The sequence below is a fragment of the Paenibacillus liaoningensis genome (genome assembly GCF_059609455.1).
Genome location: NZ_JCAALU010000012.1, coordinates 17,537 through 33,854, shown reverse-complemented (window position 1 = coordinate 33,854; position 16,318 = coordinate 17,537). Strand labels below are relative to the sequence as shown.

The window sequence follows — 16,318 nt, the reverse complement described above, 5'->3', positions numbered from 1 at the left end:
TTTAAATTGAAAGGTTAACAAGCAAGTTGCCCCTCGACTTTCGTCGCGGCCTAATCCAGATGAATGATTTTGTAAGCGTGCATATGCTCGATAAACGCCTGCTCGGCCGCTGCAACATCCCCTTTGCGCAGTACGTCAATAAGTACAGTATGGTAATCTGCCAGCCCTAGTGTCGTGTAATGCCGATTGGAAATTGCCATAAACCGCATAAGCTTCGTCTTCATATCCTTCCATAACGTTAATATGGCCCCGTTGTCGCATTTACGATAGAAAAAACCGTGAAAATCCATGTCCAGCTCCAAAATGCTCAGTATATCGTTTTGCTTAACAGCTTGATCCATTTGCTCAATAATGTCCGCCAGCTCGGAAAAATCCTGCTCCGTCAGCAGCGGCATCGCCTGCCTAACCGCGAAGCCTTCAATCATTTCACGCAGCACGAACAAGTCCTTGATTTCCTTCGCCGTTATGTTGGAGACCACCGAGCCTTTGTTCGGAACGCCAATAATGAGCCCTTCCTGCTTGAGCCGTTCAAGCGCCTCCCTTACAGGAGCCTGGCTAATCTGGAATTGGCCGGCGATTTCAAGTACAATAAGGCGGGCACCCGGCTGAAGCTCGCCAGCCAAAATCTCTTTCTTGAGCTTCATATACACATGTGTACTAATAGAATGAATTGGTACGATTGCTGGATTTTCTGGCACATGAACACGTCCCTATTCCAAATTATCGATTATCGTTAATTTATCTACTTCCATTATATCGGCTCATTTCCTGCTTAACAACCCAATTTTGGAAATGATGCCGCAACAGCCCTAGCGACAGCTTTTGCTTCTAACTTTGCATAAAGTATGAGAAGCTGGCCTAAAGGAGATATTGCAAGAAAAGGAGGAACTTTCCCACATGCTTAAAAAAATGACCTCAATACTTCTTGCTTCATTTCTCGTTATATGTGCGAGTTCCTGCGGCAGCGCGAGCGATCCTGCCAATAGCAGCAACGGCAGCAACTCCGGCTCTAATCAACCAGCCACTGCCGAGGCGCCAAGCCCTTCCCCCGCAGAGTCGGCAGCAGCAACTCCAGCTGTATCGCCTACGCCAACTGTGACGGAAGCGCCTGACCTAATCAAACAAGAAATCGCCGGCATGTCGGTCGATGAGAAAATCGGACAGCTCGTGCTTGTTGGCCTGGAAGGTACAACCCTTCAAGAAGATGCCATCGAAATGATAAATACGTATCATGTAGGCGGCTTTATTTTGTACAAAAGAAACATTACCGACGCTTCGCAGACGCTAGCCCTGCTCAATGAGCTTAAAAAACAAAACAAGAAAAATCCCGTCCCGCTGTGGCTCAGCATCGACCAGGAAGGGGGAACCGTGAGCCGGATGCCCCAGGATTTCGTGAAAATTCCATCCGCCCAGTCTATTGGCAGCAAAAATAAACCTAAGTACGCCTATGGAATAGGTGAAGCTATCGGCGCCGAGCTGTATGCCCTTGGGTTTAATATGGATTTTGCCCCTGTGCTCGATATTAACAGCAACCCGGACAATCCGGTCATTGGCAACCGGGCGTTTGGCTCCACAGCGGAAAGCGTCATTGCCAGCGGCATCGAGACGATGAGGGGCATACAAGCGGGACATGTCGTACCCGTTGTCAAGCATTTTCCCGGTCATGGCGATACGTCAGTCGATTCGCATCTGGACTTGCCGGTAGTGGACAAAAGCTTGAAGCAATTGGAGCAATTCGAGCTGCTGCCCTTTAAAGAAGCGATAAAGCAGCAAGCCCCTGCTGTCATGATCGGCCACCTGCTTATTCCAGCAATGGACAAGCAATATCCCGCTTCCCTATCCAAGGCGATCATTACCGATTTATTACGGGATAAGCTCGGGTTTACCGGTGTTGTCATCACGGATGACATGACGATGGGCGGCATTACGAAGCATTTTGGCATTTCGGATGCGGCGGTCAAAGCGGTTCAAGCGGGCAACGATATTCTTCTTGTCGGACATGATGCGAAGCAGCAGATCGCTGTGCTGAAGGCGCTAAAAAAAGCGGTCAAAACCGGCGATATCTCCATGCAAACACTCGATGACAGCGTCTATCGGATCATCCGCCTCAAAAGCGCCTTTACGCTAAAAGATGAGCTTATCAGCCGTACTAACGTTGATGCGGTCAACCGTCAAATTAAAAAAGCGCTGAACGCTTCTAAATAGAAGCATTCGGCGCTTTTTCTTCTTTAATCGGTTAAATTTCTAGTATTGCTTTACACCGGCGACATATAACGGCCATAGCTGATGTCAAGCTCGGATAGCTTGCCATCCTGCTCCGAAAGGAACGATACGTTTTCCCCTTCCGCCCCCATCCATTTAACTCCGAGAACGATACCTTCAGCTGTCTTCGCAGCGAATAGGAAGGAAAACATTTCCGGCATAACCTCACCACCATCGTCTACCCGCCACGTCGAGCTTTCATCGAACTCGGCTGGATAGTCTTGAAAAATAAAGCCGTCTGCGGTTTGCAGTGCCAGACTCGCCAGCATGTCCTTGCCCTGACGCTCAAACTGCACCAAATACAAGGTATTTCCTTCAGCGCCTATTTCCTCAAGCGGCCATAGCTTCTCTACGCTGCGATTTTTGCTCTTGGCAATGGCCGCCTTCACATCATCTGCTGCCTGCCCGCTTCTTGTATCAGCTATGGACAGCAGCATTTCCGGTTTTACCGACTGATCATCGGTTAGAAAATACGTTTCATTCGGCTCCGCCTTGCCCTCCACGACCTCAAACAGCTGGCCTTGCTGGTTTGCAAAATTTTGCGCCGTTTGCCTACCGTTATCGGCTTCGGTCGCCTTTTGCTCATTTTTGTATTTAATTTTGAGCAGCTGCCCATTGTGACCAACCGCGAGGTTGAAGCTGGCCCACTGCTCGCTGCCCCCTTCAGCCGAGCTGACTAGCAGCTGTTTGCCCGCTTCATCGGCAAAGCCAAATGCACCTTTGCCAAGCACAGCAGTATCCAGCAGCGGCGCTGCTGTCGGCTCCGCGATGGGCTCCGTCGTCGCGGCTCCAGCATTGGTTCCGTCATCCGCTGGCGTATTAGAAACAGTTGGAGTCTCCGCTGTCCCGCTTGCGGCAGCCGAAGCTTCTCCAGATGGCTTAACCTCCGAGGAGCATGCACCTAAACATATAGTCAATATGAGCAACAATATGAACAAGCTGTTTTTTCCCATTATATCTCCCCTTTTAAACAAATGATGCAACGACTACAAGCTTAAGACGAAGCAGCCATTCAAAAGGGTGCAGCCCAAACGTACTCGAATGAGCCATTCGTTTATTGGGTTAAGCCTTGCGCTTCATAATAATGCGCCACTTCAATAATCATCGCACCCATTCGTTCAATATCCGGCACGATATATCGTTGTACGCCATTTAATTGCAGCGCCTCGGCAGTTACTTTGCCCACAGCTGCTGCCAGCACCTGACCAGCGAATAGTTCCAGGAGCTGCTGCTCAAGACCTATTTTTCGCGCATAGCGGAATAAATACTGGACTTGAACAGCTGTTGTAAAGCAGATCGCGTCAACCTCGCCTGCAGCGAGCTCTTCCATGAGCTGAGTAAGTACGCTTACTTCGGGCGGAACATGTTTGTAGGGCAGCAGCGAAATAACCTCACCCGCTTTTTTAGCAGCAAAAAAATGCTCCAGCTCAGGCGACGGCTCGCCATGCAGCTGAATGACGATACGCTGGCCGGCAAAATCATGCTCCGCCAGCTTTTCGATTAGATTTTGCACCGTGCCATCATCATCTGCAACAACCGCTTTCAAGCCGGTACGCTTAAGATAAGCCGTCGTCTTGTAGCCTCTGGAAGCAATCGATGCTTGCGTCAGCTGCTCCAAGAACGCTTCCTTTATATCCAGCTTTTCCGCGTTGCTGGCAAGCGTCTCCGAGCCAATGCCCGTCGTTAAGACGACCCAGTCCGCCCCCTCCGCCGCAAACCGCCGCAGCGGTGCTTCCAGCGTCTCCTCATCCAGCAGCGTCAAACCCTGAAGCGACCGCACGAGCGCTGTCCCGCCCTGCTTTTCAATGATGGCGCTCATTTCCTCTGTTTTTCGAGATCCTGCTATGACCAGTCGTTTCCCCTTCAATGCTTCCATTCCCATGCTTACCCCGTCACCATGCTTTCTTCTATTGTGTTTGTCATATATTTTAACATAAGCATAAAAAACTGTCGCCATTTCAAGGCAGGCAAAACTTGTTTTACATTTTTTTACTTGCTGCTGACATGAAAAAAAACCGTTCTCAAAGTCAAGAACGGCGGTTTCTTTACATCATTACAAATATTCGACATTAACGAAAGATAGCGAAAAACAGAGAAAAACATCGAAAACTAGATATAACATATATTTCTTTATATATGTTATAATTCCATTGAAATTCAGGTATTCGCAGTTTGAGTCTCACTTTTATTCCACTTTTAGGAGAAAAGAGGAATTTGATGCAGGAAGCAATAGACACAGGCAGCACCTACAACGAGCTCCCCCTATTGATTACCGGATCTGGAAGCGTTACCGTCACTGAGCCCGACCGTTGCCCTGGAGGCAGCCCTGATTACAAAATCGTAAACTGCGTAGGAGGTACAGGCCGCCTTGTTTTTCAAGAACGGGAAATTCAGCTGCAGGAAGGCGTTGCCATTCTTTATTTTTCCCACACCGCTTCTATTTCGTGCGAAATTAGTGAAACGCTAAGCATCAAATATTTAACCTTCACCGGTTATTTGCTGCCAGCATTTTTGCAAGCCTTACATATCGCTAACCTTTCCGTATTTCAGCTTGATCCCGCTCCGCAAATGCTCATTGACGAGATTATTTTAAGCCAGCAATCCACCCGGCAGGAGCGTATTTTCACTGGATCAGCACTCTTGTATATGCTGCTTATCAAGCTGAAGCTCTCCAAGGACCTTTACCTCGTCCCTGAACGCAAGGAGCATACACCGAAGCTGTCCAGCATCCTGACCTATATTAAGCAAAACTATCATCTCGACATTTCCCTATCCATGCTGGCCGGGCAGCTCTACATAACCGAGCAGCATTTGAATCGCATGTTCAAAAAAGAATATGCGATGACCCCGCTCGATTTTTTAACCCGCTACCGACTGCTCAAGGCAAAAGAAATGCTCATTCATGAGGATGCCATGACAGCTAATGACATTGCCAAGGCGGTCGGTTTTAATAGCGCGAGTTATTTTGGCTCCGTTTTCAAAAAGCATGAAGGCTGCTCGCCAATGGTGCTGCGCAAAAGCTACAAAGCTTCGAAATCAAATTCGGCGATTGAGGCAAGCCGCTGATCATAATTCAAAAATTCCAAATCCCGTGTCACTTCATTCGGCACCACGATACAGCGGATGCCAGCCGCCTTCGCAGCTTTCAAACCATTTGGCGAATCTTCAAAGACGATGGCTTCTGAGGCATCAATGCCAAGCCGTGCCAGCGTAAGCTCATACAGCTCCGGGTCAGGTTTCACCCGCTGCACATCTTCAGAGGTATGAATCACATCAAAGGCTTCAAAGATGCCAAGCTTCTTCAAATAGCTATGAACCCAGTCACGCGTAGAGCTGGACGCAACCGCAAGGTGCAGATTTCGCTGCTTCACGCTCGCCAGCAGCTCCGCAACCCCAGGCAATAGCCCGGTTTCGCCAATATAAACGGCATATTTTTGCTCAGAGAGCTCTTTAATATGGTCATGGTCAATCGGCGTTTGCAGCGCTTCCTCCAAATAATGAAAAGGATTGAATTCGTCGAAATTTGTGCCCACATTACGGGACCACAGGCCCAGCGACAGCTCTACGCCATGCTCCTGATAAATGTCCCGAAAAGCATAATACCAAGGTGTCTCGGTATCCATAATCAAGCCGTCGAAATCAAAAATGATCGCTTTCAGACTCATCGCTACTATCAGCTACCTTTCCTGCTTTTATTTGCAGCTTACCGCCAGCGACTTTCAGCTTGCAGCTGCTAAAATCGGCTTTCCACGTTCGGCTCGGTGAGATGGACAAAGCTGAACTCGGTCCTGCTGCCGCTGCCCTTCGGACATTGCGCGACGACACCGGCCTTTACTTCATCAGGTGTGCGCATGCCGAAATAACGGATCAGCCTCCAATCCTCGCCATCAGGCGAATAATAGAAGGATACGCAGTCTTCTACTTTATTGATTCTCAAATACGGATTGTCCGACTGAATCTCTTCCGAGTTGCAATCATCTGACCAGCCGTCCTTGGTGACGACCGAGACGATCGAGGCTGCCCGCCCATTGAATTCAAAGCATAATTTGCACCAATTGTCGCTATCGACGTACAGCATAAGGCACCCAGAGTCATACTGCTGCTTCATCTCCACCGTCAGCCTTGCTGTCAATTCGAAGGAGCGCTTGACTGGAGCATACAAAAAAGGAGCTGAGCTGGCAAAATGCTTGCCTGATGGATCGCAGAAAAAATCCGCCTCCGGTGGCGCCTCAATGATCACGCCGCCCTGCTCTGTGAACTGCCACTGCGATGGCTCGTTCATCCAAGCCAGTGTATCGCGTGTTTCATGATTCAATACATTAATCATTAATTATCCCTCCGTAGCCATTTTCTGTATAACCATTCGACCTAATTAGCTTAAAACCTTCTTTTGCCAAAATATAAGAATTTATAAGTTTCCCCTTATAAATGGGCTTATATTTCTCGGACTGAAACGTGCAGCACCGCCGGAGGACGGCTTTCGGCCGTTTCACCTTGAAATAAAAGAATTTATAAGTTTTGCACTTCAAATAGGCTTATATTTCTCCGACAAAGCTCTTCGCGCGTCCTGGAAGGACGACGAAATCGTTTTTGCTTGCAAATGGTTATTAGACGTGATGGTTCGCTTTCATCACCTGCTGCTGCCTGGAAGGAACCGGGAGGAAAAACACGACAGCCATGAGCACCATATACAGCGCAACAATGACGGCGAACAGCAGCTTCGGACTGTAATTATAGAGGAGTCCCGTCAAATAACCGGAGGGAATGGCAATAAGCGTCATGACCGTCTGTACGGCCGAAAACATATCGGCTTTCTCATGCGTGCCAAGGCGATTCATCAGCAGCGCATCCCGGTACGTTTGCAAAATAAACGTTCCTGCCGCCAATATAATAATCGTCAGCATGAGCAGCGGCACATTGCCGGAAGGAATAAAGAGCAGCAGCAAGGAGCCGGCGGTGCATAAGGCAATCGACAGACTGACGTATTTTTCATCCGAGCGTTGTTTCAGCCGGGGAATGACGACCAAGTATAACACCATGACCGTTACCGCAGTGACGACCGGAATGTAGGAAATTGTCCAATCGCCGAAATGCAGCTCCTCCTTGAAAAACACGACCTGAAAAAAATTCAGCTGCAAAATAAAATTCGACAATACCGTTATGATTATTATTGGAAACAACCGGCGGGTATAAAACGCTTTGCCAAATAGTCGCAGGCTCGCTCCCAAGCTTTTCAGCACCTTGGTCTGGCTATGTACCTCAATGAGCTCTTTGCCCGCCTCCGTCTCCTCTGTCAGCCGGTTTCTTACAATAAACATTATCGTCATCATTACGCCACCGGCAAAATAAATGACGGCAAGCGTCTTCCCGATACCAAAATCGGCGATGACAAAGCCCGCTAGCGGTGTAAGCACTCCTGCTGCGGTAATAATCATATTCATAATGCCAAAAACTTTCGGTCGCTTTCGCTCCTCGACATCTTCAATAATGAGCAAATTGAACGACACGGTGACGAACTTGGACGTCGCATTTAATAAGTAGGCAATCATAAACAGCCAGAAGCTTTGCGAGAACGCCCAAATAAACATCGGAACGCTCCAGGCTACAATATCAAAAATGAGCGAGGTGCGCTTGCGTCCCAGCTTATTCGTAATCGACCCGGCAAACAACTGAAACACAAAAGCAAAATACAGGTTTATGGAATTGATCAACCCAATTTCAATATCGCTCAGTCCCGCATCCTTCATATAGAGCGGCGCATAAAACAAAACGATCGTTCCAGGAATCGCCCAGAGCGGCTCCAGAAAAATCGAATACCGCGGATTTTTTGGCAAATCGGCAAGCAGCTTCATCTTTAAGGCTCATCCCCTCTTCTTCATGCGTCATTGCTGCGCGGCGCCCCGTAAGCCTTTCGCCGCGCAGCCATAACGCCCTTGCCTTGCCCTACCTTATGAAATAAGTGCTGTCTTTACGGAGGTCATCGCTCTTGGCGCGCCTGTGCTCATGTCATAACCAATCGTTTCATTAAAAGCGCCTTCGTAGTCCTGCAGCTTTTTGGTTGAAGTGACCATGTTTTCGAGCTCCGGCAAGCTTTGAGCAAACTTGAGCGCCGTACTGATCATTTGATGAACCGCTACATCGCCAATGACATTGACACCGTTGTTAATAAAATCCGTCGGCTTAAACGATACTTCATAGCTGTCGTCATAGCCCATAGGAATAATTCTGCCGCCTTTGCCGATCAGCTCCAGAGCGACATGCAGCTGATTGCCGACCGCATCAATAATAATATCGAATTTATGGCCATTATTAATTTCGAGCACTTTTTCCAGCGTCAGCTCCTGAGGATGGAACACATAATCAGCGATGTTCGCAGCGAAGCTTTTACGGTATTCATCCACTTCTGTGCCAACGGTCAGGCGGCCAAGCCGCTTGCCAACAAGCTGGCACAAGGAGCCAATCGCACCGGAGCCAAGTACAAGCACCGAATCGCTTGGTTTAACGCGGGCTTTCAAGAAGCTGTTGAGCACGCAGCCCAGCGGCTCGACCATCATTGCCGCTTCCCAGCTCATCGTGTCAGGAATTTTGAACACATATCTTTCCTCGCCTGCGTAATATTCCGCGAAAGTGCCGTGGATGGTCATGCCAACCTGATGATCCTCGAAATTTTCGCAGTAGCAGTGCAGCCCTTCACGGCAGTAAGAACAAATGCCGCAAGATTGCGTTGGATCTATAAGCACACGGTCGCCCACTTTAACGCTTCTTACTTTAGGGCCGACTTCAACGACAGTGCCAACGCCTTCATGGCCGATAATCGTGCCGGAATTGGCCGGAATTTTTCCTTTTACAATGTTAAGGTCCGTTCCGCAAATGCCCGAGCCAAAAATTTTAACCTTGACGCCTGTCGGCGATACGATGGCTGGCTCCTCCATCTCCAGAAGTTCCACCTTGCGATAATCCTGATATACTAATGCTTTCATTAACTTGCCTCCTCTTTCGATTTGTGAATAATCGTCTAAACAGCCGACTTGCTGGATCTATGTTCTTGTTTGCTCCACTCCAGCAAAACTTCCTTAAGCGACTCTTGTACAAGCAACAGCTCCGCCTCCGAATGAGAATCCGAGAAGACGAAAAATCCCTTCGTAAAAATCCCCTGCTGAGCGAGCCGCTTCATCATATAAGCGCGGAAGGGATCGCGGTAAAAGTCTTGCTCCGCCCGCGACCTCAGGCAGAAGCTCGCATAGGTGCCGTGCAGGGCCAGCTCCTCTGTCAGTCCCAGCACATCCAGCTGCGCCTGCAGCTCTGTCATCAGCTTCTGCGTACCGCCGCGCCAGCTTGGCCAGCTCGGTGCCGCCTGCATCAGCTTCTCGCAGGCAATAAGCGCTGCCAGTGCAATCGTCTCGCTCGAATGGGCGCTGCTGAACTTGACCTGCCCACATAGCCGCATAATCGGCTCTGAGCCTAGTACGACGCCCAGCGGCAGGCCATTGGCCAGCCCCTTCGACAAGCAAAGAATATCCGGCCACAGCCCGTATTCGCCTGCGGTCGCCTGCTTGCCCATTCTTGCGCCAGATGTTACCTCGTCAAATATGATTAGAATGCTGTGGCGTGCGGCCAGCTCCATCACCTTGGCCAGCTCCTCGCGCTGCCACTCGTTCGGACATAACACGATGCAGGCCAGTTGGTCGCCATGCCGGCGCACCTCGTCTTCGATCCGCCGCAGGCTTGCATGCGGCACCCAAACGGTGCTGCTGCGGATTTCCGCCGGAATCCCCATCGCTTCCGCGTCTCCGCCGTAATAGCCATAGGCTGACCAATCGCTCCAGCCATGGTAAGCCGTCGACATCACCTTTGGCCTGCGGGTGTAAGCTCTTGCCAGCCGGACTGCGCCGCTAACTGCATCGGCTCCGCCTTTGCAGAAGCGCAGTGCTGCATAACGCTGCTCAAAGCGGGCGAGTATAAGCTCCGCTGCCGTCAGCTCTACATCAGCGGGCACCGAGAAGCTTGTCCCTTTGGCGAGCTGCTTTACAATCGCCGCTTGCACTTCCTCACGGGCATGTCCCCATGAGGCGGTGCCCATCGCCATCTCGCAATCGAGCCACTCATTGCCGTCGATATCGATAAATCTGGATTGTCTGGCTTCTACGCAGCAGATGGCCGTTTCGCCGGGGAATAAGCGCTCTGGCGTCTTTGCCAGCGTGCTGCATCCGCTCGGAATCAATTGCTGCACGCGCTCCAACCATTGCAGGCTTTGAGTAAATACCGCCTGCTCCTCTCTCGTCTTCATGGTTTCTCCTCCATTTAGCGCGTACTAGCGCACCTTAGTTCCTGGCCAGCAGCTTTCATAAATCCGGTCGATGGAGATGACATTGCCATAGAGGTCAATGATCAAATCCTGTGCCCGGTGGGCGTGGCGCATTTCAATCCAGTAGCGGTTTTCCAGCAGCCGCGTGAAGTTGTCTACGAGGAACAGCAGACGGCTGCGGCTCTGAATAAGCTCCTTGCCCAGCACCTGCGGCAGCCAAATCGCCCCATTCGAGTTGAAGCGGTTCGAATAGTCGTACACCTCGGTCAGCGTAGCGAATTCTGCCTCGCGAAGCTGGCTCCAGAACATATCCGCATCGCTGCGCACCTCAGCCAAATCGACGCCAATCATCGGCAGCGATGCAGCTGCTGCATCCTGCTGCTCCAGATGCGACTTCAGATGGTCAAACATGAACGGCCAAATATCGGCCTTGATGTCGCTGCCCCATTTTTTCCAGAAGCGGGCCAGGTTGTTTTTGCGATTGAAGCTGCGGTGGATGCCGCTGCTGCGCTCCCAGTGATAGGCCAAAACTTCCGGATTAATAACGATGTCATAGCCGGCTGCACGCGCTCTCATCTGGTAATCGAAATCCTCGTAGCCGTTGAAGAACTTTTCATCAAGCAGCCCCACCTTCTCATACACTTCGCGCTTCATGCCAAACATGGCGAAAATAACGAGCTGCACAGAAAACGTCTGCTTCGGAATATCCATGGGCGACGCGTTTAGAAATAGATGACGGCCAATCGTATCCGCAAATGCAATGCCGCAATGCTGGACGCCGCCTGTTTGCGGATACAGCAGGACGCCGCCTGCCATGCCGATTTCGTCGCTGCTGTCCAGCGTTTCGCTCATGAGCTGCTGCCAATTGTGATTCAGAATCGTGTCGGAATCGAGAAAATAAATATATTGCCCCTGTGCAATTTTTAGCGCGCTATTAATAGAAACGGCGCATCCAAGCGGATAGTCGTGCTGCAAAATCTCCACCGTCACGCCTTCCTTGCACTCTGACTGAAGCTTATCCAAATGCTGTCTGACTGCTGTGCCGGAACCGTCATTGATGAAGATAATCTGGGTGGATGGGCTTACTGTCCGCAGCAATGAATCCGTAAATAAGTTCAAAATGTTATAATCTTGGTTTACTGGCACAATAACTGTGTGTAGCATGTAATCTCCTCCACATGATTTATAGTTTCAACATCGTTCGACGCCAGCTGCCCTCCCTTTATTTCGACTCGACTCTATCTAATTTTGGAATTTATGACATGTGACTGGAATAGAATCTGGTTACAGTGTATGTTTATGCACCTTGCTGTGTAAATCTCAATATCTGAACTCTATTAAATTTTGAACCTTTTCTGTCGATTGGTCGGTAAATTTGACAAGGGGTTTTAATTCGTTTTAACTAGAGATAACTGGTTTTTTTTAATATAAGAATTTATAAGCTTCACACTTATAAATTCTTATATTTCTCGGATTGAAACGCGCCGCGCCGCCAAAGGACGGCGAAAGCCTTTTCACCTTGGCTGAGTATCATTTCGCAAAATTCATATAGATCGGAGCTATTTCAACATGTATCGCCACTTGGAACAATGTGTACTCGATTTGGAACAAAACGGACATCTCGTTCGAATAAAGGAAGAGGTCGACCCCCATTTGGAAATGGCGGCGATTCATATGAAGGTATTTGAAGCTGGTGGTCCCGCCCTATTGTTCGAAAATGTAAAAGGCTCCAAATTTCGTGCCGTCTCTAATTTGTTTGGAACGGTTGAGCGGAGCAAATTCATGTTCCGCCATACATGGGAGTCCACCCAGCGCGTCATCGATTTGCGCGGCGCCCCCATGAAAGCAATGAAAAACCCGTTTGGGCATATTGGAACGGGGCTTGCAGCATGGAAAGCGCTGCCGAAGCAAAGCTCAGGCAGCGTGCCAGTAGCGGCGCAGGAAATTCAAATTTCCGACCTGCCGCTCATTAAGCATTGGCCAGACGATGGCGGCGCTTTCGTAACGCTGCCGCAGGTGTTTACCGAGCAGCCGGGCAAGCCGGGACTGATGAATGCGAATCTCGGCATGTACCGCGTTCAGCTGAGCGGCAATGATTACGAGCTGAATAAGGAAATCGGCGTCCATTACCAAATTCACCGCGGCATTGGCATTCATCAGGATATGGCGAATAAGCTGGGCAGGCCGCTGAAGGTGAGCATCTTCGTTGGCGGTCCGCCAGCCCATACGCTTGCAGCTGTTATGCCGCTGCCGGAAGGCTTAAGCGAAATGACCTTTGCCGGCTTGCTCGCAGGACGCCGTTTCCGCTATAGCTACCGAGATGGATTTGTGCTTAGCAATGACGCAGATTTCGTCATTACTGGGGAAATTCATCCTGGAGAGACGAAGCCGGAAGGCCCATTTGGCGATCACTTGGGCTATTACAGCCTGACGCATCCGTTTCCGCTCATGAAGGTGCATAAAGTGTATGCAAAGCCCAATGCGATCTGGCCGTTTACGGTTGTCGGAAGACCTCCGCAGGAGGATACCGCCTTCGGAGCACTTATCCATGAGCTTACGGGAGATGCGATCAAGCAGGAAATTCCCGGCGTGAAGGAAGTCCACGCCGTCGATGCAGCAGGCGTGCATCCGCTGCTGTTCGCTATTGGAAGCGAGCGGTATACGCCGTATCAGCAGGTCAAGCGGCCAACGGAAATTTTGACGCTGGCGAACCGGATTTTGGGCACAGGGCAGCTCAGCCTGGCCAAATATTTATTTATTACGGCGGAGGACAAGCAGCCTGTAACGACGCATCATGAGGCGGAATTTCTCGCCTATGTGCTGGAGCGGCTGGAGCTGCGCCGGGATATTCATTTTTATACAAATACGACGATCGATACGCTGGACTATTCGGGTACGGGGCTTAATGAAGGCAGCAAGGTCGTTTTTGCCGCCTATGGAGAGAAGATTCGCGAGCTGTGCCGCGAAACGCCTGACGTGCTGAAGGAGCTGCGCGGATTTGAAAACGCGCGTCTCGTTATGCCCGGCGTCGTAGCCATTCAAGGTCCAGCATTCACGAGCTACGCCGATGCGAAGGCGCAATTGCAGAGCTTGAGCGAAGCAATTGCTGAGAAGGGACCTCTGCCTTCCTGCCCGATGATTGTTTTATGCGACGACAGCACGTTTTTAAGCGCGAAGGTGGATAACTTCCTGTGGGCTACGTTTACGCGCAGCAACCCTTCCCATGATATTTACGGGGTAAATAGCGGCTACGAGCACAAGCACTGGGCCTGTGATAACGTCATTATTGATGCGCGTACGAAGCCTCATCAAGCGCCGCCACTCATCGCCGATCCGGCGGTGGAGAAACGGATTGAGCGTTTGTTCGCAGCCGGTGCGAGCCTCGGCGGGCTTAAGCTGTAGGCTGATTAAATGCCGCCGCATTATAAATAGACAAACAAAGGAGTACAGGCTCATGTCCTGTACTCCTTTGTTTTGCTCATCATGCGTTGATTCATTCGCTTTATAGTTGACAATGCGATTGTACAAAATAACTTTAATCTCGAATAATATAGCCTTGACCGGGCTCAAGCTCCACGAATCCAGCCATGTGGCGAGCTTGAAAGGCGACAGGCCGATCGCTGCCCATGAGGATGATATTTTGCAAATCAGCTGATCCATCTGCTGGCAAAATGAACGCCTTCGTATAAACAAAAACCTCCCCAAGCGTCGTTTGAATGGCATGAATGAGCCTGTCCCGCTCCCCCCTGCCCATGAGATTCAAAAGGACAGCGCCACCTTCGCTGAGCTTGCTTCGAATTAAATGAAAAAACTCCAGTGACACAAGCTGCTTTGGCGTTCCCTGTCTGGTGAAAGCATCAACAATGACATAATCGTAAGCATGTTCCGCTTCTCCTTCCAGCAAAGCACGCCCATCTCCAATGACGACATTATCCTGATTATAGCCAAAATACAACCGGCTCAGCTCTACGACTGTCTCATCAAGCTCGGCTACCTTGAACGTTTTATCTTCAAAATAACGGGCGATCGTACCGATGCCATGACCGATGAGAAAAACTTTTTCAAAAGCCGCTTGATTGCTTTCCATCAGATGAATGATCGCCCGTGGATATTCGAACAATATACGTCCGGGGCGTTCCAGATCAAGCGCGCCCTGCGTCGCATCTCCAGAAAATTGCAGGACGCGAAAGCGCCCTTTTTCCCCATCCAGCTCTGTCGTGTCGTAGACGGCAATTTCGTGATGAGCGGTTCGCTCCTCAAACCATAGTTTCACTTGTTTATTCGCATCAAAAATCACTAAACGTCATATCCATCGCTTCAATCATAAAATCAATTAATCCCCCAGCTTTAGTATCATCTTTCGCCAGTCCGATAAACTCCGTAACTTTGCGGTCTATCCGATCGGCATTACCAGCCATTTCATCAAGTTCTTCTTGCGAAATCATACTGCCATCATCGTTTTCATCCATTACCGTTTTCGAGAAAGCCAGCATAAGGCTGCGCACCTGTTCCCAGACTTTTTGAAGCTCATCAACATCAGCATAACGACTGTTCATCTTTTTTTCAATATTGCCTACAACATAACTGTGAATCACTGCCCTATACTCAAGATTATAATTAGCCGCAAATTCTTGCCACATGGTGCCTTTTCCACTCTTTACGTAATTATAATCTATCACTTCACTAAGGATATCTCCCAAAAGTTCGTCATATATCTTAACCTTCTCTGCAAGCTCGTCATGACCAGCCAACATGTGAACAATATCTTGGTCGAAGCATTGCCCTAGAAGATACATTAAGCTTTTATGGAGATAGGTTGAATAATCCATAAAAATCGCAGTGGAATCGTAGGTGTTTACATATTTCAAGCTGTTCTTTTCTAACATCTTGCTGCTGCAGATGAGTGCTGCCAAATGCTCGATTTTTATTTCATCATCATCCAGGTTGGCGATCTCGTTATAAATCAATGCGGCCTCCCCCGTAACTCCTGCAATACTTTTGCTGCCATCGGTACGATTTAGCAGGTCATCAAGCCAGAGCAGCGGGACAAAATACTGATGGTCACTAAAATACACCGAGGCCCATGTCAGGGACCCGCCGTTGGCTCCCGCTCTGGCATCCTTATAGTTTCCGATAATGATAATATCCTTTTCACCGTCATGATTGATATCTTTAAAGCTAACTGCAAGAATATCCTCCAGCTCATAACGGGATGCGCTGTTGCGAGGGAGCCGATATTCCGCTTTGCCATCCTTATTGATTAGATAAAATCGCTGCTCCCCTTTATGATTAGCATTAGAATACCCGCTTACAAAATGCACCGCGCCCCAGTCCTGAAGCTCCGCCTCAAAGGATTGCTCCTCAATAATGATTAGCCCTTCGTCTTGCAGTTGAGCAAGTGTTTTTCCAACATACGACTGCTGCTCATCTTCATTCTCCTCCTCTAAATCAGCCGTATCTACGAATTGTGTTTCCTGATTGGTCGGTTGAAATGAATTATTTTGCGTGACATTTCCTGCTTCTTCACTGCTGCCAATTGGCGATGTAGTTGTCGATACTTCCGGAACGGCTTCTGTTTGAACGGATGCGGACAAATCGTCCTCTGCTTTATTGGATGAACATCCTGCCAATGCGATAATGATGGTCAGCATTCCTGCTGCCATGACGAACTTGAATTTCTTGCTCATTATTTCCCCCATGTTTACTTATCATTTTCTTATTTTCTAAAGCCCTACTCTTAAAATTCGACAT

Annotated in this window: 14 protein-coding genes; 3 read left to right on the top strand and 11 right to left on the bottom strand. The window is 49.3% G+C overall.

Annotated features, from left to right (window positions below; translation table 11 throughout):
- Window positions 1-50 precede the first annotated feature (50 nt).
- Window positions 51-698 (bottom strand): FCD domain-containing protein, encoded by a 648-nt coding sequence (locus tag AC6B99_RS18965; protein ID WP_494858141.1) that lies wholly within the window; start codon window positions 696-698, stop codon window positions 51-53.
- 199 nt (window positions 699-897) lie between these two features.
- Between AC6B99_RS18965 and nagZ the strand changes: the two genes are divergently transcribed.
- Entirely contained in the window at window positions 898-2,205 is a 1,308-nt protein-coding gene (nagZ, locus tag AC6B99_RS18960; protein WP_056029823.1) for a beta-N-acetylhexosaminidase, read from the top strand.
- Window positions 2,206-2,255: 50 nt separating this feature from the next.
- On the opposite strand, the gene AC6B99_RS18955 is transcribed toward nagZ, so the two are convergent.
- Together AC6B99_RS18955 and AC6B99_RS18950 are read right to left on the bottom strand one after the other, a co-directional pair.
- On the bottom strand, window positions 2,256-3,215 hold the full coding sequence (locus AC6B99_RS18955; RefSeq protein WP_494878265.1) for a hypothetical protein: 960 nt from the start codon (window positions 3,213-3,215) through the stop codon (window positions 2,256-2,258).
- Window positions 3,216-3,316: 101 nt separating this feature from the next.
- A complete protein-coding gene (locus AC6B99_RS18950) occupies window positions 3,317-4,138 on the bottom strand; it encodes a uroporphyrinogen-III synthase (protein ID WP_494858137.1) in 822 nt (273 codons plus the stop codon).
- 341 nt (window positions 4,139-4,479) lie between these two features.
- Between AC6B99_RS18950 and AC6B99_RS18945 the strand changes: the two genes are divergently transcribed.
- Window positions 4,480-5,328: a helix-turn-helix domain-containing protein gene (locus AC6B99_RS18945; protein ID WP_494858775.1), complete on the top strand. Its 849-nt coding sequence runs from the start codon at window positions 4,480-4,482 to the stop codon at window positions 5,326-5,328.
- On the opposite strand, the gene AC6B99_RS18940 is transcribed toward AC6B99_RS18945, so the two are convergent.
- The 6 genes from AC6B99_RS18940 to AC6B99_RS18915 all read right to left on the bottom strand — a co-directional run bounded on the left by AC6B99_RS18940 (window position 5,283) and on the right by AC6B99_RS18915 (window position 11,731).
- The gene (locus tag AC6B99_RS18940; RefSeq protein ID WP_056029835.1) at window positions 5,283-5,927 is read right to left on the bottom strand and encodes an HAD family hydrolase; all 645 of its coding nucleotides are present in this window, start codon (window positions 5,925-5,927) and stop codon (window positions 5,283-5,285) included. The two genes, AC6B99_RS18945 and AC6B99_RS18940, sit on opposite strands and share 46 nt — an antisense overlap.
- A gap of 68 nt (window positions 5,928-5,995) precedes the next feature.
- Window positions 5,996-6,589, bottom strand: a complete 594-nt coding sequence (locus AC6B99_RS18935; RefSeq protein ID WP_496663989.1) for a DUF1349 domain-containing protein — start codon at window positions 6,587-6,589, stop codon at window positions 5,996-5,998.
- Window positions 6,590-6,869: 280 nt separating this feature from the next.
- The gene (locus tag AC6B99_RS18930; RefSeq protein WP_056029847.1) at window positions 6,870-8,114 is read right to left on the bottom strand and encodes an MFS transporter; all 1,245 of its coding nucleotides are present in this window, start codon (window positions 8,112-8,114) and stop codon (window positions 6,870-6,872) included.
- Between the two features lie 96 nt (window positions 8,115-8,210).
- Complete coding sequence (locus AC6B99_RS18925; RefSeq protein ID WP_496663988.1) at window positions 8,211-9,242, bottom strand: zinc-dependent alcohol dehydrogenase; 1,032 nt, start codon at window positions 9,240-9,242, stop codon at window positions 8,211-8,213.
- Between the two features lie 35 nt (window positions 9,243-9,277).
- Window positions 9,278-10,549, bottom strand: coding sequence for an aminotransferase class III-fold pyridoxal phosphate-dependent enzyme (locus AC6B99_RS18920; protein WP_496663987.1), 1,272 nt, complete (start codon window positions 10,547-10,549; stop codon window positions 9,278-9,280).
- Between the two features lie 24 nt (window positions 10,550-10,573).
- A complete protein-coding gene (locus tag AC6B99_RS18915; RefSeq protein WP_099519552.1) occupies window positions 10,574-11,731 on the bottom strand; it encodes a glycosyltransferase family 2 protein in 1,158 nt (385 codons plus the stop codon).
- A gap of 405 nt (window positions 11,732-12,136) precedes the next feature.
- On the opposite strand from AC6B99_RS18915, the gene AC6B99_RS18910 reads away from it, so the two are divergent.
- A complete protein-coding gene (locus AC6B99_RS18910) occupies window positions 12,137-13,969 on the top strand; it encodes a UbiD family decarboxylase (RefSeq protein WP_494858128.1) in 1,833 nt (610 codons plus the stop codon).
- 133 nt (window positions 13,970-14,102) lie between these two features.
- Here AC6B99_RS18910 and AC6B99_RS18905 read toward each other — a convergent pair whose 3' ends face one another.
- Together AC6B99_RS18905 and AC6B99_RS18900 are read right to left on the bottom strand one after the other, a co-directional pair.
- Window positions 14,103-14,840 carry a fused MFS/spermidine synthase gene (locus AC6B99_RS18905; protein ID WP_494858126.1) on the bottom strand — a complete coding sequence of 246 codons (738 nt, stop codon included), beginning with the start codon at window positions 14,838-14,840 and terminating at the stop codon, window positions 14,103-14,105.
- 13 nt (window positions 14,841-14,853) lie between these two features.
- The gene (locus tag AC6B99_RS18900) at window positions 14,854-16,230 is read right to left on the bottom strand and encodes a hypothetical protein (protein ID WP_496663986.1); all 1,377 of its coding nucleotides are present in this window, start codon (window positions 16,228-16,230) and stop codon (window positions 14,854-14,856) included.
- Window positions 16,231-16,318 lie beyond the last annotated feature (88 nt).